At 42.4% G+C, this 24,251-nt stretch carries 23 protein-coding genes and 1 other RNA gene; 14 read left to right on the forward strand and 10 right to left on the reverse strand.

Annotated features, from left to right (window positions below):
• The first annotated feature begins 89 nt into the window (after positions 1-89).
• Positions 90-1,214 carry a helix-turn-helix transcriptional regulator gene (locus J7384_RS15195; RefSeq protein ID WP_209115375.1) on the forward strand — a complete coding sequence of 375 codons (1,125 nt, stop codon included), beginning with the start codon at positions 90-92 and terminating at the stop codon, positions 1,212-1,214.
• A 114-nt stretch (positions 1,215-1,328) separates the two neighbouring features.
• A complete protein-coding gene (locus J7384_RS15200; protein WP_209115376.1) occupies positions 1,329-2,201 on the forward strand; it encodes a DUF2306 domain-containing protein in 873 nt (290 codons plus the stop codon).
• A 143-nt stretch (positions 2,202-2,344) separates the two neighbouring features.
• On the opposite strand, the gene ssrA is transcribed toward J7384_RS15200, so the two are convergent.
• Both ssrA and smpB read right to left on the reverse strand, forming a co-directional pair.
• Positions 2,345-2,695: a transfer-messenger RNA gene (gene ssrA, locus J7384_RS15205) on the reverse strand.
• A 92-nt stretch (positions 2,696-2,787) separates the two neighbouring features.
• Positions 2,788-3,270: an SsrA-binding protein SmpB gene (gene smpB / locus J7384_RS15210; RefSeq protein ID WP_209115377.1), complete on the reverse strand. Its 483-nt coding sequence runs from the start codon at positions 3,268-3,270 to the stop codon at positions 2,788-2,790.
• A 170-nt stretch (positions 3,271-3,440) separates the two neighbouring features.
• On the opposite strand from smpB, the gene J7384_RS15215 reads away from it, so the two are divergent.
• Positions 3,441-3,881 (forward strand): SRPBCC family protein, encoded by a 441-nt coding sequence (locus tag J7384_RS15215; RefSeq protein ID WP_209115379.1) that lies wholly within the window; start codon positions 3,441-3,443, stop codon positions 3,879-3,881.
• The gene (locus tag J7384_RS15220) at positions 3,874-4,284 is read left to right on the forward strand and encodes an RnfH family protein (protein ID WP_209115381.1); all 411 of its coding nucleotides are present in this window, start codon (positions 3,874-3,876) and stop codon (positions 4,282-4,284) included. The genes J7384_RS15215 and J7384_RS15220 overlap by 8 nt, the downstream gene beginning before the upstream one ends.
• Positions 4,285-4,401: 117 nt before the next feature.
• Here J7384_RS15220 and bamE read toward each other — a convergent pair whose 3' ends face one another.
• The 3 genes from bamE to nadK form a co-directional block, all read right to left on the reverse strand.
• The gene (gene bamE, locus J7384_RS15225; protein WP_209115382.1) at positions 4,402-4,755 is read right to left on the reverse strand and encodes an outer membrane protein assembly factor BamE; all 354 of its coding nucleotides are present in this window, start codon (positions 4,753-4,755) and stop codon (positions 4,402-4,404) included.
• 163 nt (positions 4,756-4,918) lie between these two features.
• Positions 4,919-6,625: a DNA repair protein RecN gene (recN, locus tag J7384_RS15230; RefSeq protein ID WP_209115383.1), complete on the reverse strand. Its 1,707-nt coding sequence runs from the start codon at positions 6,623-6,625 to the stop codon at positions 4,919-4,921.
• Between the two features lie 235 nt (positions 6,626-6,860).
• The gene (gene nadK, locus J7384_RS15235) at positions 6,861-7,742 is read right to left on the reverse strand and encodes an NAD(+) kinase (protein ID WP_209115384.1); all 882 of its coding nucleotides are present in this window, start codon (positions 7,740-7,742) and stop codon (positions 6,861-6,863) included.
• Between the two features lie 167 nt (positions 7,743-7,909).
• Between nadK and grpE the strand changes: the two genes are divergently transcribed.
• On the forward strand, positions 7,910-8,530 hold the full coding sequence (gene grpE, locus J7384_RS15240; RefSeq protein WP_209115385.1) for a nucleotide exchange factor GrpE: 621 nt from the start codon (positions 7,910-7,912) through the stop codon (positions 8,528-8,530).
• Between the two features lie 126 nt (positions 8,531-8,656).
• On the opposite strand, the gene J7384_RS15245 is transcribed toward grpE, so the two are convergent.
• The gene (locus tag J7384_RS15245; RefSeq protein WP_209115386.1) at positions 8,657-9,319 is read right to left on the reverse strand and encodes a hypothetical protein; all 663 of its coding nucleotides are present in this window, start codon (positions 9,317-9,319) and stop codon (positions 8,657-8,659) included.
• A gap of 325 nt (positions 9,320-9,644) precedes the next feature.
• Here J7384_RS15245 and dnaK point away from each other — a divergent pair, with 325 nt between their 5' ends.
• From dnaK to J7384_RS15260, 3 genes are all read left to right on the forward strand, one after another.
• On the forward strand, positions 9,645-11,570 hold the full coding sequence (dnaK, locus tag J7384_RS15250) for a molecular chaperone DnaK (RefSeq protein ID WP_209115387.1): 1,926 nt from the start codon (positions 9,645-9,647) through the stop codon (positions 11,568-11,570).
• Between the two features lie 311 nt (positions 11,571-11,881).
• Positions 11,882-13,024: a molecular chaperone DnaJ gene (dnaJ, locus tag J7384_RS15255; RefSeq protein ID WP_209115389.1), complete on the forward strand. Its 1,143-nt coding sequence runs from the start codon at positions 11,882-11,884 to the stop codon at positions 13,022-13,024.
• 87 nt (positions 13,025-13,111) lie between these two features.
• Positions 13,112-13,843 (forward strand): hypothetical protein, encoded by a 732-nt coding sequence (locus J7384_RS15260; RefSeq protein WP_209115391.1) that lies wholly within the window; start codon positions 13,112-13,114, stop codon positions 13,841-13,843.
• A 50-nt stretch (positions 13,844-13,893) separates the two neighbouring features.
• Here the strand turns inward: J7384_RS15260 and J7384_RS15265 are convergent, their stop codons facing one another.
• The 4 genes from J7384_RS15265 to J7384_RS15280 all read right to left on the reverse strand — a co-directional run bounded on the left by J7384_RS15265 (position 13,894) and on the right by J7384_RS15280 (position 18,650).
• A complete protein-coding gene (locus J7384_RS15265; RefSeq protein WP_209115392.1) occupies positions 13,894-14,574 on the reverse strand; it encodes a response regulator transcription factor in 681 nt (226 codons plus the stop codon).
• Positions 14,571-16,367, reverse strand: coding sequence for a HAMP domain-containing sensor histidine kinase (locus J7384_RS15270; RefSeq protein WP_209115393.1), 1,797 nt, complete (start codon positions 16,365-16,367; stop codon positions 14,571-14,573). The genes J7384_RS15265 and J7384_RS15270 overlap by 4 nt, the downstream gene beginning before the upstream one ends.
• The gene (locus J7384_RS15275) at positions 16,360-18,060 is read right to left on the reverse strand and encodes a von Willebrand factor type A domain-containing protein (RefSeq protein WP_209115395.1); all 1,701 of its coding nucleotides are present in this window, start codon (positions 18,058-18,060) and stop codon (positions 16,360-16,362) included. The genes J7384_RS15270 and J7384_RS15275 overlap by 8 nt, the downstream gene beginning before the upstream one ends.
• A gap of 119 nt (positions 18,061-18,179) precedes the next feature.
• Positions 18,180-18,650, reverse strand: coding sequence for an Lrp/AsnC family transcriptional regulator (locus tag J7384_RS15280; protein ID WP_209115396.1), 471 nt, complete (start codon positions 18,648-18,650; stop codon positions 18,180-18,182).
• A gap of 211 nt (positions 18,651-18,861) precedes the next feature.
• Between J7384_RS15280 and J7384_RS15285 the strand changes: the two genes are divergently transcribed.
• From J7384_RS15285 to fliE, 6 genes are all read left to right on the forward strand, one after another.
• Positions 18,862-19,482, forward strand: coding sequence for an elongation factor P hydroxylase (locus tag J7384_RS15285; RefSeq protein ID WP_209115398.1), 621 nt, complete (start codon positions 18,862-18,864; stop codon positions 19,480-19,482).
• Positions 19,469-20,602 carry an ATP-NAD kinase family protein gene (locus J7384_RS15290; RefSeq protein WP_209115400.1) on the forward strand — a complete coding sequence of 378 codons (1,134 nt, stop codon included), beginning with the start codon at positions 19,469-19,471 and terminating at the stop codon, positions 20,600-20,602. The genes J7384_RS15285 and J7384_RS15290 overlap by 14 nt, the downstream gene beginning before the upstream one ends.
• A gap of 81 nt (positions 20,603-20,683) precedes the next feature.
• A complete protein-coding gene (locus J7384_RS15295; protein ID WP_209115401.1) occupies positions 20,684-20,968 on the forward strand; it encodes a YfcL family protein in 285 nt (94 codons plus the stop codon).
• Positions 20,969-21,182: 214 nt separating this feature from the next.
• Positions 21,183-22,346, forward strand: coding sequence for a HAMP domain-containing sensor histidine kinase (locus J7384_RS15300; protein WP_209115402.1), 1,164 nt, complete (start codon positions 21,183-21,185; stop codon positions 22,344-22,346).
• On the forward strand, positions 22,343-23,680 hold the full coding sequence (locus J7384_RS15305) for a sigma-54 dependent transcriptional regulator (protein WP_209115403.1): 1,338 nt from the start codon (positions 22,343-22,345) through the stop codon (positions 23,678-23,680). The genes J7384_RS15300 and J7384_RS15305 overlap by 4 nt, the downstream gene beginning before the upstream one ends.
• Before the next feature lie 244 nt (positions 23,681-23,924).
• A complete protein-coding gene (gene fliE, locus J7384_RS15310; RefSeq protein WP_209115404.1) occupies positions 23,925-24,248 on the forward strand; it encodes a flagellar hook-basal body complex protein FliE in 324 nt (107 codons plus the stop codon).
• The last annotated feature ends 3 nt before the right edge of the window (positions 24,249-24,251 follow it).

Here is a 24,251-nt window from a genome sequence, read left to right on the forward strand (position 1 = left end):
CCAGTAGAAGTGTCGTGGTCTATTTGACTACTGACGCTCTTGGGTTTTATAGTTATCGGCCTGACAATCACTTATGCCTTGGTCGTTTAATGGTTAACGTTTTTTCTACTGTTTTGTATTCTTGCATGATGGGCATGGTCATTCTCGCCTCGCTAGATGTATTCAAACGTTCCAACGATAGACCTAACCTCTTCTTAAGAGGCATTTTAGTGCTGTTAATGTTGCATTTGGCGGGCGAGCTTTATATCTCGTCAGCCGTGTATGTCTATGCTCCGATGATTGCGGGTTTAGAAATCCCGTTTAAAGTGTTGCTAGGTCCTGCACTCTATTTTTACGCCCATGCAACGATGTCTCCTGATGTTGCTATCGACAAACGCGTGAAGTTACTGGCTCTTTCAGGGCCTATTATTGTGGTACTAGTTATGTTGCCCTTTGTGTTCATGATAACGCCTTCTGAAAAGCTCGCCTTGGCAACGCCTGAAACACGAGACCCTCAGTTGTGGAAAATAGCCGTTTTCACTTGTTTATCGACAACATTAATCTTTATTTTCTACACCCTTTTATTTTTAGGTATGGCCTTAAAATTACATAACTCGCATGTCGCGCAGTTAATGGAAAAGTTCTCTGAGATTGAACATCGGGCACTTGGTTGGTTTAGAGGCGTGCTTTTTATATGGGGAGCGGCGTGGTTAATGTATTCCGCCGAGTTTTCTATGGGAGCACTTGGGGTGCGCTGGTTTGGTTCAGGTATTGTACTGCCAATGATAACCGCGATTGCGCTCGCGCTTTTTATTCATCGAGCACTCGGCCAAAAAGGGCTTACCGAGATGGAGAAAGCGACAACTAAAAAAACAAAACCACGGAACGCAGTAATTAGCGACGACAAAATGCAGGCTATTGCTGCTAAGCTTGAGCACGCAATGACCGAAGACAAACTGTATTTAAATGAGGATTTATCGTTAAACAAGTTATCAGAATTTATTTCTGAATCAGAAAATCACATCTCCGAAACACTCTCGCAGCATATGAACACTAACTTCTTTTTGTTTGTAAATGGTTACCGTATAGAGAATGCCAAAGAGCTGTTATTAAGTAGCGATATGTTGGTGACGTCAATCGCCTACGAGGTTGGTTTTAAGTCTAAATCAACATTTAATTCAGCATTTAAAAAACTTGTTGGCGAAACGCCAACGGTATTCAAATCATCACATTAGTCTAAATAACCAGCAAAAAATGGACTAATTCGTCCAAATATGCCCATTCGGACGAAGAATTTGTTCCCAACTGCAAAAATATCGCTCAAATAATATCAATTTGAGGAATATGCTTTGGAGAACATATCTGAAAACACGTCGGCGATAAATGAAGTAAAGGCACCGAAAAAAACTAATACCAAGCTTGCAAAAAAAGCACTCGATTACTCTGCTATCATTTGGTTTATTGCAATACTTATCGGCCAGTGGTTTTTCTTTTACTACATTATGGCCTTCTATGGCTTTTCGGTAATAGAGAACAATATGGAAATATGGAATCGCTGGGAAGCACTGGGCAACACTCCCTACAAAGAAGGCGATACAGGAGGCAATATAGCGTTTGCTTTTCACGCCATTGGCGCTGGCATTGTCGCATTTGGTGGCGCACTTCAACTTATGCCACAAATAAGAGCCAAAGCACCAAAATTTCACAAGCTAAATGGCTATATCTACCTGATTACCGTTTTACTGTTGTCTTTGTCAGGCTTTTACTTGGTGTGGGTTAGAGAGGCGACGCCCGATATTGCCGCCGCAATTGGCACCAGTATAAATGGCTTTCTGATTCTGGGCTTTGCCTACCTCACTGTTAAAACAGCGAGAAATAGAAAATTAGCGGATCACAGAAAATGGGCGATAAGGCTATTTTTAGTCTCAAATGCACAGTGGCTTTTACGAGTAGGCGTATTTAGTTACATGATCACTGGCACGGTGGTCGGCGCAAAACCAGCATTCGGCGACCCTTTTTTCGCTTTTTGGACATTTGGCTGTTTTCTGGTTCCGCTTGCAGCGGCGCAGTTATACTTTTACGCAAAAGAGAGTAGAAGTACTAAGGTAAAATACGTTGTCAGTGGGATACTAATCACCCTAACTATTTTGATGTCAATTGGTGTCATTGGCTTAACGCCATTCTTATTGAAAGTGCTGGGTGATGGACCGATCACACTTTAGTTCGCAACGTACCTGCTGTGCGTTGGAGGCTAGTGAGTCTGGTGTTGGTCTTTATTAACGGGTTGGTTAAGACATAAAAAAAACAGAAAGCCTTATTTTTATTGGTATTTCTGGTCTTTTTGGGTTCTCTTGGAACCTGTAAGTGGTGGAGCGGGGGGGAGTTGAACCCCCGTCCGAAAAACCTACATCCTCGGTCCTACATGCTTAGTCGATCTTTTGTTTAACCAGTCAGTCGCCGAACGACAGGCTACTTTCTGGTGAGTCTGATACTGTTTCGCGGTTCAACCTCAGACAAGTTTCCCTCGCTAGTCTATTTGTTATGACCATCGCTTCTCACACCAACAGACCAAGTGTTGAGAGGATGGCTAGCATTAAGCTGCTAGTGCGAACGTTTCGTCGTTTGCAACTATAGTTTTGCGGCTTTTTACCAGGCCAACCGCCCCTGGGCATGCACCTTGGGTTTCGTGAATCCCGTCGAATCCTAAATCCGCCCCAAAGTATTGAATATCAATTCTGACAATTGATAAGGCTTGCATTGTACTCTGCTTTTAATTGCTAAACAATGCGCGCAAGTTTAACTGCTTGATTATCGAGCATGTTTCATCATGCGTTCTTTGTCTATTTTCCATTCGCGCTCTTTTATGTCTGCGCGTTTGTCGTGATCTTTCTTCCCTTTACCCAAATAAAACTCAAGTTTTACCCAGCACTGTTTCCAGTACATGGCCGTGGCAATAAGCGAGTAACCATCGCGCTCAACCGAGCCAATGAGCTTGTCTAATTCTCGGCGATTAAGCAACAGTTTACGCGGTCGCACAGGGTCACAAACAACGTGGCTTGAAGCGGCGGTTAATGGCATAATTTCGCCACCAACTAAATAGGCTTCGCGATCTTTGATCATGACATAACAGTCAGAGATATTCACTTTACCGCTGCGGATACTTTTAATTTCCCAGCCCTGTAAGCTCATACCTGCTTCGTATTTGTCGGTAAGGTTATAGTTATGACGCGCCTTTTTGTTTAAGGCAATCGTATTACTATTTGCTTTGTTTGATTTTTTCTTTTTAGCCATTGTACTTCCATCGTTAACCGCGCTCATTATACGTATTCGGCTACTATTTGAAATATTCAATGCGAAATTTGTCGCAATAAGTTACCTGATGGTGGCTTAATTACCCTGAATCAGTTGGGTTTTTCACAGGCTTTTTGATAACATAGCCGCCGAATAAAGCGGGGGATTAAATGCCATCTATTCAGCGTAGTGCGCTTGTTATGTATAGCGCGGCAGATATGTATCAACTCATTAACGACGTATTAGCTTACCCAAAATTTGTACCTGATTGTCACGACAGTAAAATCATTGAACAAAATGAGCAGTCAATGACGGCATCTTTGTTAGTTGCTAAAGGCGGTATAAAAAAGTGGTTTACCACGCAAAATACGTTTACTACTAATGAACGCGTGACCTTGTCACTTGTTGATGGACCTTTTAAAAAGCTCAGTGGTTCATGGTTACTACAACCCTTGTCTGACGAAGCGTGTAAAATTAGTTTAGAGCTTGATTACGAGTTCTCTAACGGTGTACTTGAGCTAGCTTTTGGTAAGATATTTAACCAGTTAGCAAACAATATGGTGCAAGCATTTACGCAAAGAGCAAAAGAGGTTTACGGTAGTCATGTCTGAGCAATCAAATTCTGTTGAACAACTAGGTGAAACAAGTTTGCCCGATGAACACGAGCAAAAAATTCATATCGAAGTTGTTTATGGTACTTCAACCAAACAGGAAATTTTAGCGTTGCAAGTGGATGATGGCATCACCGTTGAACAAGCTATTCAAGCCTCAGGCATGCTCGACTTGTTTCCAGAAATTGACTTAGCAAAAAGCAGTGTTGGTATATGGAATCGAGTCGTTAAGCCAAGTGCTGAAGTACACGATTTAGATCGCATTGAAATTTATCGCCCCTTGTTAGCTGACCCGAAAGAAGTGCGCAAACGCCGAGCTGAAAAAGCTAAGTTAGAAGGTCGAGCCGACAAAGTGACAGGTGGCAGAGTAAACCCACTGCGCGGTAAATCTTCAGAAGAGTAGTTAACAGAGAAAATCGTATTAAAAAAGCCCGATTTAGTGCAAATCGGGCTTTTGTTTTTTATGTTTTCGAAGCCAGATAATTTGAAGTATCTGACGTTTACTTATTTGCTTTTACTACTATTGGTCGTTCTCAATTGGCGTATAGTAGCTTTCTGGTAGCTCAAAGTCACCGTAAGCTTCTGCCAGTTTGTTATCAACAAACTTTACCGTGAAGTCTTTGCGCAGATCAAAGTCAGTGCTGCGGCCAGATTTAAACTTGTAGACGTAGTGCCAAATGTCATTTTCAAAAGTATCTTGTACTACTGGGCTACCTAGTACGAATTTAACTTGCTCTTTGGTCATGCCAACTTGAAGTTTGTCGATGTCTTTTTGTTCGAGGTAGTTACCTTGCGGAATGTCGATGCGGTATACCCAGCTTGAACAAGCTGAAAGCGCTAAAGCAAGGCATAAGGTTGTTACGCGTAAAATCATGTAATACTAAAGATCCTTAAAAAAGTTGCTGGCATAATAACGAAGCATCCCAATTGAGACAAATTTTTTTGTTACTCATGTTGGTGACTGCATCGCGTGCTTAGCGATTATTCTTTCGTTAAGAGTCGTTTGCTATTTGTTCTATTGTTCGTTATCTCAACAATTAACTAGCTAATAATTCTTTGGCGTTGGCTAAGCTGTGTTCTGAAATTTTATCACCAGCGAGTAATCGAGCTATTTCTTTGACGCGGCCTTGCTCACTTAGTTCCGTAACGGTGGTTTCAGTATGTTCACCGTCGGTCAACTTAGCGACAAAAAGTTGTTGGTGACCTTTACAGGCCACTTGAGGTAAATGGGTAACACAAATAACTTGAGTACTTGCTGCGAGCTCTTGTAATTTAGCTCCAACCATAGCGGCAGTAGGGCCACTAATACCAACATCAACTTCGTCAAAAATCAGGGCAGGAGAAACGACTTTCTCAGCTAATATCACTTGCATTGCTAAGCTAATACGAGATAATTCGCCACCTGAGGCTACCTTGTTCATGGCTTCGAGTGCTTGGCCTGGGTTAATACTGACTAAAAAGCTCACATCGTCTAGCCCGTGGCTGCTTAATGCTTGGTCGTTTAGTTGCTGACTGGTTAACGGCTCTTGGTTAGCGTCAGCACAAGGATTGTTAACAGCAATAGTGAAGTTGCCGTGTGGCATATTTAGTTCGCGCATACTTTTTGTAATGCGTTTACTAAGGCCATTGGCGGCTTTTTGTCGAGACAGCGATAGTTTGTTCGCGACATCGAGGTAGTTTTGCTTAGCCTTTTCTATTTCACTGTACATATTGGCTAGGCGGGTTTCGTCACTGCTGATGCCATTGAGTTGAGCGACTAGTTCTTGGTGGTAATGGCTAAGCTGCTCAGGCGCTACTTGGTGCTTTTTGGCAAGTTGGAGCGCTGTTGAGTAGCGCTCTTCAATCATTTGATAAGTTTCAGGGTCAAGTTCTAATCGGTCGTGATAGTGGCGTAAATCGTTACTGGCCTCTTCAACTTGAATTAACGATTCTTGCAGTAAGTCGCTAATCGCTTTTAAGCTTTCGTCATACTCAGATAAGTCAGCTAAACTATCCGCACTTTTGCGAATGCTATCAACGGCATTGAACTGTTCGTTTTCACTGAGTAATTGCAAGGTGTGCAAGGTTTCACTGAGTAAGTGTTGACTGTGGCTAAAGCGTTTAAAGTCGTGCTCTAGTTGGCTAAATTCGTCGTCTTGCAGGGCGAATTCGTCTAACTCTTTTACTTGATATTCAAGCAGTTGACGCTGTGCTTCTCGCTGTTGTTGGTTTTCTTCTAAGCGTTTTAGCTCGGCAACTAGCGCGCGCCACTGTTGATAGTAGTATTTTACGTCGTCGAGTAGATTAGTGTGATTGGCAAAGCTGTCGAGTAATCGACGTTGCTCGGTATTTTTCACAATCAGTTGGTGGTCGTGCTGCCCGTGAATATTGACCAGTAGTTGGCCTACTTCTTTGAGCTGAGCTAAGGGAACTTGGCTACCATTTATATAAGCCCGCGACCGTCCTTCGCTGGAAATAACACGGCGTAAAATACATTCTCCATCAAAAGAAATATCGTGTTGCTCAAGCCATTGTTTGGCAAGCGCGTTGTTGTCTATGGCAAAGCTGGCGGTGAGTTCTGCTTTTTTACAATTTGGTCTTACTACATTGGTTACTGCACGGTCGCCTAAGCACAAACCCAAGGCATCAATCGCGATAGATTTACCTGCACCCGTTTCACCTGTAATCGTGGTCATGCCACCTTGCCATTCAATATCAAGCTGTCGAACAATAGCAAAGTTTTGAATATTGAGTTGTAAAAGCATATAAGTTCACCTAATTCACACCTGTTGCTGTTTGTTATTTCAACGTTGAGCAGTTGATGTGTGAAGAAACCTGACTGTTTAAATATACAGTTAAATTTATATTGGATGTTTAAACAGTGCAAGTGTGAATTGATTTTATTTTGAGCTTTTTAGTTAAGTACTTGTATGTCTTACTGGTTTATAGAAGCTGTTGATTATGCTCACCGCTGTTAAAGCTAGGGGAACGCATGAGCTCTTAGAACAGTTTATTGCCCCAAGCTAATTTACTGCGCAATACGTTAAAGTAGCTATGATCAAGCGGGTGAATTAAGCGCAGAGTGTATTCACTCTTGCGAATAACCACTTCATCGCCCGGCAAAACACTTAAAATGACATGGCCATCGCAGCTGACTTGCAAGTCGTCTTTATTTTCGTGAGCAAGTACTAACTTTATTTCGCTGTCGCCATCTACCACAATTGGTCTGCTGGTTAAGGTATGAGGAAACATGGGAACAAGCGAAAGTGCGTTTAGATTTGGTGTGAGAATAGGGCCGCCGGCAGACATTGAATAAGCAGTTGAACCCGTTGGCGTTGAAATAATCAGCCCGTCTGAGCGCTGGCTAAACATAAAAGCGTCGTCGATATAGACTTCAAATTCTATCATTTGTGCTACTTTGCCGGCGTGTAAAACTGCCTCGTTCATGGCGGCGTTTGAGCTTTTTAGTTTACCGTGGCGATAAACTTCCGCTTCAATTAAAAAGCGCTGCTCAGTGCGCGATTTTCCTGAGAGAATTTCTGACAGTGGTTCAATAATATTGTCAGGCGAAAGATCGGTTAAAAAGCCCAAATTGCCGCGGTTAACTCCGATAACGGCAATTTTATAGCAAGACAGCACTCTTGCTGCGCCGAGCATGTAACCGTCGCCGCCGATAACGATGGCAAGGTCTGCTTGCTCGCCAATTTCAACAACACTAGCAGCATTGATGTTTTTTATATCAACAGAGGGGGCAACTGAGGCTTCCACCAATACTTTATAACCGTGCTCGGTTAAGTAACTGTGCAAGGTTTCAATAGTTTGACTAGCACCTTGGTGCTGTGGCTTGCCAATCAATCCGATCGTTTGGTATAGCTGAGTCATCGGTAATTTTTGCTAAATATAAGTTATAGTTGGAGTTTCGCCGTATTTTTATGGCTTGTAAAGCTGACTTTTGCAAAATCATTTACATTTGGCGCTTGAATCATAAAAACTTAGCCCCATAATTACGCTAATTGAAATAAGTATTGAATTAAATCTTGGAGATTTTCATGACTAACGAGTCAACCGAAAATAAAGTCGCTGAGGAAGTATCAGCAGAAGATATCATTGCTGAAGCGGAAGCTCAGGTAGAAGAGCAGTTAGATCACGCACACGAAGTGATTACCCCAGAGCAAGAGAAAATTAACGAACTAGAACTTGAATTAGCTGCCGTTAAAGCGACGGTTGCTGATCAAAAAGATTCAGTAATTCGCGCTAAGGCTGAAGTGGAAAACATTCGCCGCCGCAGTGCCCAAGATGTTGAAAAAGCACGTAAGTTTGCACTAGAGAAGTTCACTGGTGAATTGTTACCCGTTGTTGATAACCTAGAGCGCGCGCTGGCAAGTGCCGATAAAGAAGACGAAAGTCAAAAGGCGATGATTGAAGGTATCGAATTAACCTTACAAAGCTTTTTGTCTGCCTTAGAAAAATTCGACGTAAAAGCGATTGACCCACAAGATCAGCCGTTTAACCCTGAATTACATCAAGCGATGTCAATGCAAGAAGTACCGGGTGTTGAGCCGAACACGGTTATCGCGGTAATGCAAAAAGGTTATGAATTAAATGGTCGCTTAGTACGTCCAGCCATGGTGATGGTATCAAAAGCAGCTAGCGTTGATACTTCTGCTTAATCACTGATTTTAATAGATATAAAACGCCAGTTAGCGGAATGCTAGCTGGCGTTTTTTTATGTGCAGTCATAGCAAAGATATCTACGTTTAGGCTATTAGAATATTGAGCGTATCACTCCTTTATTTTTAATGAGTAGCCTTGGTTTTATTGTACTTGTGAAATAAGCCAATAATGATGATTTTAGTGCTAGCGCTAACTGACGCCAGTAATAATAGTGGCCAGCCATTACCAAGTCCCATCGATAAAGCAAAGGCGATGGTTGAAATGTCCATCGCTAAAATAAACTTACTCATTCTAATATCAACAGCGCCGGTTTTGCCTGAGCGCATAATCAACATTATTTGATGGCCGTAACCTTGCGCGAGTAACAGAGTAATTATGACAATCAGTGCGCTTGAAATCAGCTGGCTGTGGTCGCTTATGCTGTTGTTGTAGAGCAGGCCAGCTAAACCACCGATAAAAATAATGGCAGTGATTGTTATCGTGACAATAGCCTTACTATTTCGTCGTTCACGCCAGATTTCGTATAAAATGATGGCGACAATTACTGACGCAACTAACCTAGGCCAAACGATGAAGTGGTTAAAAGGCTCAATGCTATAGCCATAAATAAAAAAAGAAAAATAAGCGAGAAAGCTCACCGAAAATTGGTTAATTGATAGTAATTCTGTGCCGCTTTTTTGTTGTGCTTTTCGACGCCATATTGTTTTTAATTGAGAAAAAATACCGATTAAACTGATGACAATAAATGCTGTGTTGATAAAACCGAGAATAATATATAAAGACATCGCTTTGCTTGTTTGTTGTTTTGTCGACAAAATAATGGATTTGTGATTAATTTACACATTTAAAATCTTTATTTTTGTTATGTTGTCGACAATTTACTGTTCCTGTTTCTTTTGAACTCTCGAAAAATATAGCGACTACTTACTACAAAGTGGGATGCTTATAAATCAACCGTAGAACAAATCCTGAAAAAATTTCAGGTTTTTGACATTTTTTTCAAATATCCGCATTTTTTTTGTTAGTAAGTGTTGAAAAGCAATTTGACGCCCCCACTAACTGGTCATCGAAAGAAATAAATTTAGTTTTAAGAATTTTGGAGATCCTAAGATGGGCAAAATTATCGGTATTGACCTAGGAACCACTAACTCATGTGTTGCAGTATTAGATGGTGAAAACGTTCGTGTCATTGAAAACGCGGAAGGTGATCGTACGACTCCTTCAATCATTGCATACAGTGCAGAAGGTGAAACACTTGTTGGTCAACCAGCTAAGCGTCAAGCGGTTACAAACCCAGAAAACACCTTATTCGCTATCAAGCGTTTAATCGGTCGTCGCTTTGAAGACAAAGAAGTGCAACGCGATATCGATATCATGCCATTTGGTATCAAAAAAGCTGACAACGGCGATGCTTGGGTAGAAGCGAAAGGCGAAAAAATGGCGCCACCACAAGTTTCTGCTGAAGTATTGAAGAAAATGAAGAAAACAGCGGAAGACTTCTTAGGTGAAGAAGTTTCTGAAGCGGTAATCACAGTTCCTGCTTACTTCAACGACTCTCAACGTCAAGCAACTAAAGATGCTGGCCGTATCGCAGGTTTAGACGTTAAGCGTATTATCAATGAGCCAACAGCTGCTGCCCTTGCATACGGCATGGACAAGCAACAAGGTGACAAAGTTGTTGCGGTATATGACTTAGGTGGTGGTACATTTGATATCTCTATCATCGAAATCGATGAAGTTGAAGGTGAGCACACCTTTGAAGTACTTGCGACCAACGGTGACACTCACTTAGGTGGTGAAGATTTCGATAACCGTTTAATCAACTACTTGGTAGACGAATTCAAAAAAGACCAAGGCATTGATCTTAAAAACGATGCACTTGCGATGCAACGTGTTAAAGAAGCGGCAGAAAAAGCAAAATGTGAGCTTTCTTCAGCACAGCAAACAGACGTTAACTTACCTTATGTAACAGCTGATGCGACTGGTCCTAAGCACATGAACATCAAAGTAACACGTGCTAAGTTAGAGTCATTAGTTGAAGATATGGTTAAAGCGACTTTAGAGCCGTTAAAGACTGCGCTTGCAGATGCTGACCTTTCAACTTCAGACGTAACAGACGTTATCCTTGTTGGTGGCCAAACTCGTATGCCACTTGTTCAGCAAGTTGTTACTGACTTCTTTGGCAAAGAGCCACGTAAAGACGTTAACCCTGATGAAGCAGTAGCTTCTGGTGCTGCGGTACAAGCAGGTGTTCTTTCTGGTGATGTTACTGACGTTCTTCTTCTTGACGTTACTCCGCTTTCTCTAGGTATTGAGACGATGGGCGGCGTGATGACTAAAGTTATCGACAAGAACACGACTATCCCTACTAAGCAGTCACAAACCTTCTCTACTGCTGAAGATAACCAAGCGGCGGTTACTGTTCACGTATTACAAGGTGAACGTAAGCAAGCAAGTGCTAACAAATCACTCGGTCAATTCAACCTTGAAGGTATTGACCCAGCACCACGCGGTATGCCGCAAATCGAAGTAACTTTCGACCTTGATGCTGATGGTATCTTGCACGTATCTGCAAAAGACAAGAACACGGGTAAAGAGCAGAAGATTACCATTAAAGCATCTTCAGGTTTATCAGATGACGAAGTTGAGCAAATGGTACGCGACGCAGAAGCAAATGCTGATGCCGATGCTAAATTCGAAGAATTAGTACAAGCGCGCAACCAAGGTGACGGCCTACTTCACGCTACTCGTAAGCAAATTGAAGAAGCAGGTGCTGATTTACCAAGCGACGACAAAGAGAAAATCGAAGCGGCATTAACTGACCTTGAAGAAGCGCTTAAGGGCGACGACAAAGACGCGATTGAAGCGAAGTCTCAAGCCGTTATCGAAGCGTCAAGCAAGTTAATGGAAATTGCTCAAGCGAAAGCACAAGCTCAAGGCGGCGCGGCTCCAGAAGGTGCAGCTCCTGAAGCAGATGCAGCGCCAGCTGATGACGTTGTAGACGCTGAGTTTGAAGAGGTTAAAGACGACAAATAAATTAATTGTTGGTTAAGCCTGTATCGCCCAATAGCTGCGTTGGACATACTCACTTAGTAAACCGATGTTGGTTAGGTAAGTGCTCCGTGTGTCCGCCTTGCTCTAAAGCGATACAGTGATAACCAAACAAATTAATAGTCGTTCACCTTGAACATAAATATAAAGCGTCGGTTTCGGCGCTTTGTTGTGTTTTTAAAGCGGTGTTAATTTGCTTGTTAATTGCGTGAGGCGCTTTGTGAATAGCGACTCAGTTAATAAGCCAATTAATACTAATTTTTAGAAATTTGAAGTAAGAATAAAGAAATCCCTGTATGTCAAAACGTGATTATTACGAAGTATTAGGCGTGTCGAAAGGCGCTTCTGAACGCGATATCAAAAAAGCTTATAAACGTCTGGCGATGAAGTATCACCCAGATCGCACTAAAGGCGATAAAGAGAAAGAAGAGCAGTTCAAAGAAGTTAAAGAAGCTTATGAAGTGCTTAACGACGACCAAAAACGTGCTGCATATGATCAATACGGTCACGCTGCCTTTGAACAAGGTGGTATGGGCGGCGGTGGCGGCTTTGGTGGCGGCGCTGACTTCGGTGATATCTTTGGCGATGTTTTCGGTGATATTTTTGGTGGCGGTCGCGGTGGACGCGGCGGTCAATCGCGTGCGCGTCGCGGTAGTGACTTGCGCTACAATTTAGAAATGAGCCTTGAAGAAGCGGTTAAAGGCAAGTCGGTAGAAATTAAAGTACCGACTTATGTTAGCTGTGAACCTTGTGGCGGCAGTGGCGCCAAAAAAGGTACTCAACCTAAAACCTGTTCAACGTGTCATGGCCATGGCCAAGTACAAATGCGCCAAGGTTTATTTGCCGTTCAACAAACCTGTCCTACCTGTGGTGGTCAAGGTAAAGTTATTTCAGATCCTTGTACCTCATGTCGTGGTCAAGGCCGCGTAGAAAAAACCAAAACCCTTAACGCAAAAATTCCAGCAGGTGTTGATACCGGCGATAGAATTCGCTTATCGGGTGAAGGTGAAGCGGGCGAGCACGGCGCACCAGCGGGCGATTTATATGTCCAAGTACACGTTAAAGATCACCCAATTTTTGTTCGCGATGAAAACAACCTTTACTGTGAAGTGCCAATTAGTTTCACAACCGCTGCATTAGGCGGTGAAATTGAAGTGCCGACCCTTGAAGGCAAAGTTAAGCTTAAGATCCCTAAAGAAACGCAAACAGGAAAAATGTTCCGGTTACGTGGCAAAGGCGTTAAATCAGTACGCAGTGCATCTGCGGGAGATTTAATGTGTAAAGTGGTGATTGAAACTCCAGTAAACTTAACGGGTGATCAAGTTGACCTACTGCGCCAGCTCGATGCCAAAATGGGCTCAAGTGCTAAAAAACACAGCCCGAAAGAAACTGGCTTTTTTGACGGTGTTAAAAAGTTTTTTGATGATCTAAAGTCTTAATCTTGATCATTTAATTCATCATTTATTAAGATATAATAATCCCGCACTGACATTGGTAAGTGCGGGATTTTTTATAGGAGAGTTTTAATGTTGAAGTCCGTTTCTCAATGGCTAACACGAGGATTGAGCAAAGTATTCACTGCAGTGGCGATTGCCAGTAGTTTGACTTTGACGGCTGTTGCTGAAGAAGCAGCCGATTTACCACCGCTAGATCCAGCTTATGTTGGTATTCATGGTATGGCTTTGATGAATAAAAACTCAACGGTATTTGCTTCGCACATGCCGCTTTATAAAAAACCGCACGACGTTCAATTAATTTACAAGCTAAAAATGGCCGGTAACTTAGCCTTATCTCAGTTGGTAAAACACAACGACTTAGTCACGATTAAGCCTGAAAAATTTAATTTACAGCGGTTAATGCGCGGTGAAGAAATGGTATTGAAAGCCGACGTTTACTTGGGGCATTTTGAGCGTGATGGCGAGTTAATTTACCCTGATATGGATATTGTTTTTGACGAGTTACTGTTTGTTCGTGAGTTGAAAGAACTAGAGCCTTCGAGCAATAGTCAGTCGTACGAGCTGGTTAGCTACAACTCAAAAAGCGATCGCTTACTAGTACATAAAATTCAACAAGCGCCAAGTTATGATCACATCTTACACGTTGACTTAACGTCAGGTTGTCCGCAAACCATTCGCACCTCGTCAGCGACACCGCGCCTGAATGAACTACTGAGCCGATTTCTCCATTGCGGCACGCTAAAGCCTTTGTATTATGAAACTGAAGACTTTAAACCCGAAGCGAAAAGTGAGTATCACTAGCCCCATTTATCGCTAAGCTTAACCCCTAACGTGATATTTATCGGTTAAGTTTAGCGAATCATTGAGTAACCAACACCGCGAACAGTTTTAATGTAATAGTGCTGCCCTGGTTGAAGGTTTAACTGCTTCTTTAATACTGAAATAAAATTGTCTATGGTTCGGTTGTCAACGTAGACGTTTTCTCCCCAAACCTTATCTAAAATTTGTTCTCTACTACACACTTGATTACATTGCGAATACAGGTGTTGAAGAATGTCAAAAGCGGTTTTGGTAAGGTGTAAGGCTCTTCCTTGATGGCTGACTTCCCTGAGTTGCCAATTAACATCAAAGCCATTAATAACCGTGGTATCTTGCGCGGCTTGTTTTGGCTGTTGTCGTTTAAGTAAGGCTTTTATTCTAAGTAGTAACTCACTAATTCGGTATGGTTTTGTCACGTAGTCGTCAGCGCCGGAAACGAACCCTTCAATAATATCTTGCTCCATACTCCTTGCTGTCAGCATAAGTACAAGGGCATTTGAATTTTGTTCGAGCCATCGACTAAATTGGTAGCCGTTGCCATCGGGTAACATTATGTCGAGTAAAATTAGATCAACTTGGTTGGCACTGAGCCAACACCGCGCTTGTTCTAATAGCTCAAAGCTGAATACTTGATAGCCCTCTAGCTCTAAATAATCTACCAGCGAATTTCTGAGATTTTCGTCGTCCTCAATAACTGCGATACACTTGCTCATACTTCAATATTGTCCGCGTTAAAAGACAAGAGCCACCTTGTTCCGTTGCTATTTGATTCGGCAATTTTCATTTTTGCTTGATGCTTATCCATAATCAATTTACACAGATATAAGCCTATTCCTGTGCCTTTAATCGATTTCTTTTGTGGTAGTCGTTCGAACTGATTAAATACTTTCTGCCAGTCAGCTTTAGCAATACCGATGCCGTTATCAGTAAAAATGATACTAAAAAATTTACTGTCAAACTCGACGCTAATCAATATCTCTGTTTCATCACAATACTTGACGGCATTACTGATCAAATTATTCAAAACGAGTTCAATAAGTAGTGGATCTGCATGTAGCCTGAGTGTTGGATCTAGATTATTTGATAGTTGAATATTTCGGTTACTTTGTCGGGCAAATGTCTCTGTTACCCGGTTGAGGGTTTGATAGAGGTTAATTGGGCTACAGTTGAGCTGGTCATTGTCTGATTTAAGCCGGTTAACGGATAACAAGTTATCGACCATTAGCCAAAGATGGTCTATTTCTGTAATAATTCTCTCGGGGTAGTCTTTTAGATCCAATTGTTTCTCGGCTCTTTTGGCGAGCGTTTCCGACATAATTCTCAATGCAGCTAGAGGCGTTTTAAATTCGTGACTCACCAAATGGATAAACTGCTCTTTGGCATTTAAATAGTCGTGTTTTTTCTCGTAGCGCTTGAACATGATTTTTACGACAAAAATTAAGGCAGCCATCGCAATAGACAAAAGGGCTAGTTTTATCACCAAATAGAACTTGTGGTCAGAGTCAGTCTTTACCCACAAAGGTTTATCGATTTTATATTCAATACTATCTATTGATGCCGGCCAATCCAGTGGCATTAATGCTATTGAGTCGTCGCTATTTAAGAGCCCCTGTTTAGTCAACGTTTTGCTGACTTGTTTGGTAATATCTTCAGTGTTAAATGGAATCAGTAGCTCACTATGGTTGGGCAAGGGCGCATAAAGCCATTGCTCGTTGACAACAGTCTTTGTCATCAATGGATTGGCTAGTGTCTCTGGCCATTTCAAGGTCATTAGATCGACATTTTGGTTGAACCATTGAGTTGCTAGGTTTGCTTGCTCAAGTATCGAGTTAATTTGGTTAACGGCCTTTTTTAAATCAGCATAACTAAAGTCTTTATTTTTAAGAAAAATGTAATTAGTGATGGGGACTAGAATGCCATTGTCGGTAAGGATAAGTTGTTCAATAAGCGCCGGATTCCACTGGTGATTGGTATTTATTTGTAAAAACGTTAACCCTGAAATCACCTCTGATAGCGGCGATAGCTGGTAATTTTCAACATGCTCAAAATAGCTTGTGATCGCTTGTTTAATGGTCTTTGCATCTTCAGTCACCAAAGCTTGCTTTAACTGAGCCAATGCCTGAACTCGAACGCGTTCTTCGCCGTTAAGCCCATCGGTTGTAAATGTTTCGTAATAACGCCATTTATCGCTTAGAACACTGCTTTTACTGCCTTTAAACTGATGTGGGTAGATTATTTTCCTAGCTGACCTAAATAAAAACGGGCGAGACAACGTTCGCCAATTTTCTTCAATATAGGCTCGATTATTCGGGTATTGAGCAATCTTATTATCAACTAGGGCTTTAAACGTTTTATTGACGGTTGTTTGCAGTAACGATTTGTTATTCGCCAGCAGTTGCTGAGTGAGTTGATACTCAACTAAAAACAAGCCGCCAATAATGGCTGCGATGACGATGATCGCAGCGTAAATAGAAGTTTTTAACACCGCTGGCGTTACCTTAGTCAAGTAAAGGTACTCGGTCAAAGTTCAAGGTGTTGATTGGGTGATCATCAATATAAGGATCTGCTCTGTGATCAAGCTGATTTGCACGTTTAATTAGTGAGGCTAACTCAATCACTTGTTGCGTTTGCTGATAACGAACTGGAAGCGTTTCAAGCAAATCGGTTATTGCTTGGTACGGATAAATTCGCGACCAGTAAGATTGTCTTAGCTTTTCAGCAAAGGCTGCTGTCGCGAGTGACAATTTGCTGTCAGAAGAGGTTGTTTCTATGGCTCTGACAACACTTTTGGGAATTTCTTTACTGATGTAGTGAAGTTGCTGACCAAGTGGCTTTTTATAGGCGATAGACACGTTAGCCAAATCAGAGTTGTTTGTTTCGCTAGTTAACTTAACTTCGTAAAGTACAGTGACACTGTGTCCTGCACCTATTTCTCCGGCATCTTTTGCCGCGTTGGTAAAATCAACGTTGTTAAGCTGCCGGTTTTCATAACCTAGTAGTCGGTAATGGCTAACTTGATCTGGGTTGAAGGTTACTTGCACTCTGGCATCTTTAGCAACCGTTTGTAGCTGGCGTGAAATACCATCGACAAAACTGGCTTGGATATCGCCTTGGTTGGCAACATACAAATAATGACCGTTGCCTTGATTGGCTAGCTGCTCAAGTAAATAATCGTTGAACATGCTATGCCCAACGCCGATCGTTGTTAAAAATACGCCTTCCTCTTTGTGTGTTTCTATTTGTTGTAAAATTGCGGTAGGAGAAGTTGCGCCAGTATTGGCCATACCGTCGGAGGTTAATATAACGCGGTTGTTTAATCCTGGGACAAACATCTCAGTTGCCTGCTGGTAGGCTAGTGATAAACCGGCTTCGACATTGGTACTGCCGCCAGATGAGAGTGTGTCAATTGCCTTGTTAATGGCTCTCTTGTATGAGGCGCTTGTACTTGGTAATACAACCTGGGCAATCTCGTTGTAGCTAACTAAAGCAACCCGATCATTGGGTCCTAGTTGTGATACTAAGGTTTTTAGCGATTGCTTAAGTAACTCAAGCTTACTGTCTGAAGCCATTGAGCCTGAAATATCAGCAACCAAGACTATGTTACTCGCTTTGCGTTCGTATTCAGCCAATCGTTGGGTTTGGACGCCCAAGTGCAACACGTGGTAGCCATGTCTAAAGGGTGAAGGGAACACTTCGGCGCTAAGTGAGAAAACATCTTGGCTGTGTTGATAATCGTAGTTCATCGCATTGACAAACTCTTCTATTCTTATACCTTCTTGAGCGGGCAAGCGGTTGTTATTGAGCATATTAGCGGCAAGCTTGTAAGAGCCGTTATCAACATCCATTGAAAAGGTCGATAGCGCTTGGTCTTGACTGGAGATAGTCGGGTTAACACCGTAGCGTTTGAAAATTTGATAGCTTGACTCGGGCACTTGCGCCAATTTAATCAATTCGGCTTGAGACAATGCTGGTTTTTCATTGCGCTGCTTGGTTTGTTTGCGTTTAAGTGCTACTCCAGCCGCTTTTTGGTCGGCTAGCGACATTCTACTGCCAGTAACTACAATTCTTTCGACTTCTTCATTTTCGTTTGAAGATGTCGCCGCGTCATATTCGTTGCTGTGCTGGTTTGAGCAGCTGGCTAGAAATAGTAAAAGCATACCAGCTGCAAGTATCGGAAGTACGGATTGATGATGTCTCATGAGCTTATCCTTGTTTTGACTAATGAGCACTATATTAGGTATAAGCTAACGATTATTTGTCATGGTTTCATCATTTTTTCACGGTTTTTGTCACCGAGTTATCACGTTAGTTTTACTTGTTACTCATCACTAAAGTTAGGCAGCTCACCACTGCGACTGTGCTCAAACACCAGTGAGGTTTCAACAGTTGTGACTTCATCGCGAGAGGTGATGGCGTCGAAGACAAATTTGCGCAAGTGTTCGCTGTCTTTCACTGACATGTGAATAAAGTAATCATAGCTGCCACCCATGTGATATAAACTGACAATTTCTGGTAGTTGCAGCAAGTCGTCTCGCAATTGGTTGACGATTTGCTCTGAGTACGGCTGTAAGCGAATGGCTGCAATCGCTTGTATATTGCCACCAAGGCTTTTAAAGTTGATATCGATAAAGGCATTTTTAATGACACCTGATTGTTTCATGCGCTTAACGCGTTCTAAACAGGTCGAAGGCGCGATGCCTATTTGAGCAGCGAGCTCTTTGTTGGTAATATCGGCGTCTTTAAATAGAATAGTCAGAATTCGCAAGTCGATATCGTCGAGTTTTTTCATGGTTTATACAGCCAGCCGTTAATTTCTCGTATTTTAATTTACTCACCATATCCGAATATAATTCGTCATGCAAAGTTATTTTGGTTATTATCTATTAAATTTTTTCTATTTCTGAAATTAACCGTGGAAATGGTATTATGTTGATAATATTGTTTTTGTCGTGGGCGTAAGCGCGTATTGTCGCTATATTTTTCACTATTTTGTTTTATAAATGACTAAATCACACCGTTATCAAGACTTGATTGTATTGTTTGAGCAAACTTTTGCTGAACGTTTTAACACGCGGTTGGTAAAAGGGGGCGACGAGCCTATTTATTTACCTGCAGATGATCAAGTCAGTTATCACCGCATTGTTTTTGCCCATGGTTATTACGCCAGTGCACTGCACGAGATTAGTCATTGGTGCATTGCTGGTGAGGCTCGGCGGTTGTTGGAAGATTTCGGCTATTGGTATTTACCTGATGGTCGAGACCAAGATCAACAAAGCCAGTTTGAGCAGGTAGAAGTAAAACCACAAGCTATTGAGTGGGCGTTTTGTGTCGCTGCGGGCAAACCTGCGGGCAAACCTTTTACTGTTTCAGTTGATAATCTCAATGGCGATTTTGAGCCTGACCGTTTTGCTTTTCAGGCCAAAGTTTATCAGCAGGTAAAACAATATTTAGATACTGGTTTTCCAGCGCGTGCTGATGATTTTATTCTTGCGCTTGCCAATTTTTATCAAATACCTTACCCACTCTCAATTGAACAGTTTGACTATCAAACTGACTTGACGTTAGAGAGGTTGGCTTCAGAGGTATTAGTTTCAGAGGAAAAAGTTGATGTCGCAGTTTAAACTCGGGCTGATCGTTAACCCGGTTGCCGGCCTTGGCGGTAGCGTTGCCCTTAAGGGCAGTGATGGTATGGCTGAACAAGCGCTAGCCCTTGGTGCCGAGCCAATGGCAAATAAACGCACGGCGCTGGCACTTAACGTACTACTGTCTTATCGCGATCAAATTACCATTTACACCGCTGCCGGAGAAATGGGGGAGCGCATAGCCAAAGAGCTTGGTTTTAGCGTCGTTTGTATTTTTCAACCAGAATCGGCTCAAACTACAGCGCAAGATACAGAAAATAGTGTCGCGAAGCTCATTGCTGAACAAGTCGATGTTTTGCTGTTTGCTGGTGGCGATGGCACTGCTCGCAATATTTGTCACGCGGTCGATGATAGCTTTCCTGTTTTGGGCATTCCGGCAGGCTGTAAAATACATTCTGGCGTGTATGCTGTGACGCCAAGTGCAGCAGGTCGAGTTGTTGAGTTAATGGTTAACAAAGAGTTGGTTTCATTAACTGATGCCGATGTTATGGACATTGACGAATCGCTCTTTCGCGAAGGGGTTGTCAAGGCTAAGCGCTATGGTGAAATGCAAATTCCAAGTGAACTGCGCTATGTCCAAGCGGTAAAAGCCGGCGGTAAAGAATCTGATGAATTAGTGCTACAAGATATCGCTGCCCATGTTATCGACCAAATGGAAGATGAGTTGTTTGTTATTGGCTCTGGTTCTACAACGGCTTTTATTATGGAAGAACTCGCGCTAGATAGCACTTTACTTGGAGTTGACTTAGTTAAAGAGCAAATGCTCGTGCAATCTGATGTCACCGAAGCTGAAATTTGGTCAGCCATAGAACACGCAAAAGCGCAGAGCCATGGTGTCAAGCTAGTGATCACCCTGATTGGTGGTCAAGGTCATATTTTAGGGCGTGGTAATCAGCAGCTAAGCCCAAGAGTGATTCGCGCCATAGGCAAAGAGAATATTATTATTGTCGCAACTAAAACCAAATTGCAGGCGTTAAACCAACGCCCGTTGATTAGTGACTCTGGCGATCCAAGCTTAGATCAAGAATTAGCCGGGTATTTGCCGATAGTGACCGGATATAACGACCAAGTCTTGTATCCCGTTGCAAGTCCAGAGTAATAGACCAGAGTTTATTAATAGCCCTGAGCTTAGATTTAGGTTTAAGTTTAGGTATAAAATTATTTTTACAGGAATATTAACATGTTAACAGACGTTCCAGCGCTTACTAAGCTTGAGCAACTTTATCAGTACTTTGATGACCTTGTGAGCCGTGATGCCGACAGCGATACCTTGTTTGCCAGCAGTTACTTACGTGGCTTTATTGCGTTGGCAGCCAGCCAATTTGGCGATGAACAACAAACCTTGGGTGCTGAGTTAGTCGAAGATGTTAGTGAAAAATTAGCACAAGCACGCACTGAGCTTACCCCGCAAGACAGAGAAATTGTTCAGCAATTTTGGCAGCAGTTACAAACTTACTTTGGTTAAACCTTATTTTGGTTAAGCACTAGTGGCGAAACACAGTCGTTCATTCAACTGCTGTGTTGCTTCAAACTCACCGACTTAATCTAGTCATTTAGCGACAATCAGTCAAAAAATTGACCGGTATTTTTATTTTAATACATTGATTTCATTGATTTAATTTTTTGGCATGTATCGTGCTTAAAACAACTCATCATATTAAACTGTTAAGTGAGTTGTTATGGCACTAGCCTTATCCCCGTCATCAAAATCTGTGCTTAATCCGGTTGCGGCGATCCCTATGTCGCCAAACCGTGTCGAACGTGCAGAACCTGCGTTAATGTCGGAAAGCTATCCAGGCGAGTTAGCCGATTTACGTAAACAGAAAGAACAATTAAACCAAGTACTCGATGCAATGCCAACCGGGCTTATTATGCTTGACGGTGATGGCATTGTTGTCAGGGTCAACCAAGTGGCGATTGACTTGCTCGATGAACCGATTCTTGGTCAGCCTTGGTTTCAAGTGATTCAACGTTCGTTTAAACCACGAGCTGATGATTACCACGAGGTGTCATTGCGCGATGGTCGCAGAGTGAAGCTAGAAATTAGCGCTCTTGGTAATCAGCCGGGGCAGTTGATCATGATCACCGACCTAACCGAAACTCGATTGTTGCAAGACAAGTTAAGCCAGCTCCAGCGTTTATCTGCCTTGGGTAAAATGGTGTCGTCTCTGGCACATCAAATTCGCACACCCTTGTCTGCTGCGATGCTTTACGGCGCTAACCTAGCCAACAGTAAAATTAGTGCGCAAGCCAAATCGGGTTTTCAAGAAAAATTAATGTCGCGTTTGCAAGATTTAGAGCAGCAAGTGAATGACATGTTGTTATTTGCCAAAAGTGGTCGTCAGCAGGTCGTTGAACGCATTGAAATTGACGAGTTAGTGAAGTCTATTGCACAAGAGATGGCTGCACTTGCGAACAAGTCTAATAGTAGTATTAGTGTTGCTAGTGACAACAAGCCGCTCGAAATATTGGGTAATTCATCGGCGTTATCGGGGGCTTTGCGCAACCTAATTGACAACAGTATTCAAGCGAGCCCACAAGGGGTTAATGTTGAAGTGTCAATTACCCGTCGTGCTGACTCGATAGCCATTGATGTTAAAGACGATGGTCAAGGTATTGAAGAATCACTGAGGGAAAAGATTTTCGAACCGTTTTTTACCTCAAAAATGCAAGGTACGGGTTTGGGCTTAGCGGTTGTCAAATCTGTTATTGGCGCTCATCAGGGCACAGTTAAGTTAATGCCAAGCGAACAAGGCGCTCATTTCCATCTTACTTTGCCGTTAGCTGATGTTATCGAATCCGCTCAAGTGCGCTCAAATGTACAGTTAGGAGAGTCCAAATGACCACAAGTAGAATTTTAGTCGTTGAAGATGATGCTGGTTTAAGAGAGGCACTCATTGACACGCTGATGATTTCAAATTATCAGTGCTTTGAAGCAGATTCAGGCGAAAGCGCGTTATTACAACTCAAAAACCAAGAGATTGATTTGGTCGTTAGTGATGTTCAAATGCCGGGGATGTCTGGTTTATCGCTATTGAAAACGATTAAGCATCACTGGCCTAAAATGCCAGTGTTGATGATGACCGCCTACGGCACTATTGATGACGCTGTGCAAGCGATTAAAGATGGTGCCGCCAATTATATGGCGAAGCCATTTGCACCTGAAGTTTTGCTCAATATGGTCAATCAATATATTCCAAGCCAAATTTCAGAGCAGCACACGCCAGTGGTTGCCGATAATCGCAGTTTAGAATTATTGAGATTAGCCAAAAAAGTCGCGACTACAGACGCGTCAGTCATGATTTTGGGGCCAAGTGGTTCGGGTAAAGAGGTGTTAGCGCAATACGTTCATGCTAACTCAACTCGTGCTGATCAGCCGTTTGTTGCCATTAACTGTGCTGCAATTCCTGAAAACATGCTCGAAGCAACCTTATTCGGTTATGAAAAAGGCGCGTTTACCGGTGCTATTCAGGCGTGTCCGGGTAAGTTTGAGCAAGCCCAAGGTGGCACGATTTTGCTCGACGAAATTACCGAAATGGATTTGGGGTTACAGGCGAAAATATTGCGGGTATTACAAGAGCGAGAAGTTGAGCGTTTGGCCGGTAGAAAAACCATTAAGCTCAATGTTCGGGTTATTGCCACCAGTAACCGCGATTTAAAAGAAGCGGTGCGAGACGGAGTGTTCCGCGAAGATTTATACTATCGATTAAATGTTTTTCCACTGAGCTGGTTACCGTTGGCTGAGCGTAGCGATGATATTTTGCCATTGGCACAACACTTAATTGAGCGTCATTGTCAAAAAGCTGGGCAGGTCATACCTCATTTGTCGCCAGCTGCTCGCAGCAAGCTATCTGCCTACAACTGGCCAGGCAATGTCCGCGAGCTCGATAATGTTATTCAACGCGCCTTGATCCTGCAAAGTGATGATTGTATTAACGCGGAAGATATTTTAATTGAGCAATTTGAAACCGCGGTGGTCGCGCCAGCAGAACCTGTGCAAAGCGATGATCGCCTTGGTCACGAACTCAAGCAGCAAGAGCACCAAATTATTTTGGACACCTTGCAAGCATGTAGTGGTAAACGCAAAGTCGTTGCAGAGAAGCTCGGTATTAGTCCTCGTACTTTGCGTTACAAACTCGCGCGCATGCGTGAAGATGGCATTCAAATACCCGGTTAAGTGATGTCATCTGTTAGCTTCTAGCTTTTAGTCAATATCAAGTTCTCAACCAAGATTGAGAACTTGCTTGTATTTTCTACAGTGTCAATTTTTTATTAGGCGATTTATTTCGTCTTTTTCTATTTGTATCAAGTCTTTATGTATTAAATTGTTTTTGGCATTACACTTGCTTGATAGCTGTTATACAGTGCTTTCAAAGTTTTGACGATTGCACCTTTAACAACTTTTTACGAGCAGGTGAACTATGGATATCAAAGGCAATTCATTATTTGCGCAAATGCAATCTATGGCGGTTGAAGCCACAGGTAATCGCCAAACTGAAATCCGTCAGGTAAACAAGTCAAGTGAAGACTTTGGCAACATGTTCAAACAAGCGCTTGATACGGTTAATGGTATCCAAAAAGACGCCGGTGCCAAAACCACGGCGTTTGAAATGGGAGACCGCAGTATTACACTTGCTGAAACCATGATTGCTCGTCAAAAAGCTGGGGTCGCTTTCGAAGCCACTGTTCAGGTTCGCAACAAGTTTGTTGAAGCCTACAAAGAAATTATGAGTATGCCGGTTTAGGCC

Origin of the sequence: Endozoicomonas sp. G2_1 (assembly GCF_017744155.1) — a bacterium.
Classification (GTDB): Bacteria; Pseudomonadota; Gammaproteobacteria; order Enterobacterales; family Alteromonadaceae; genus JAGHQT01.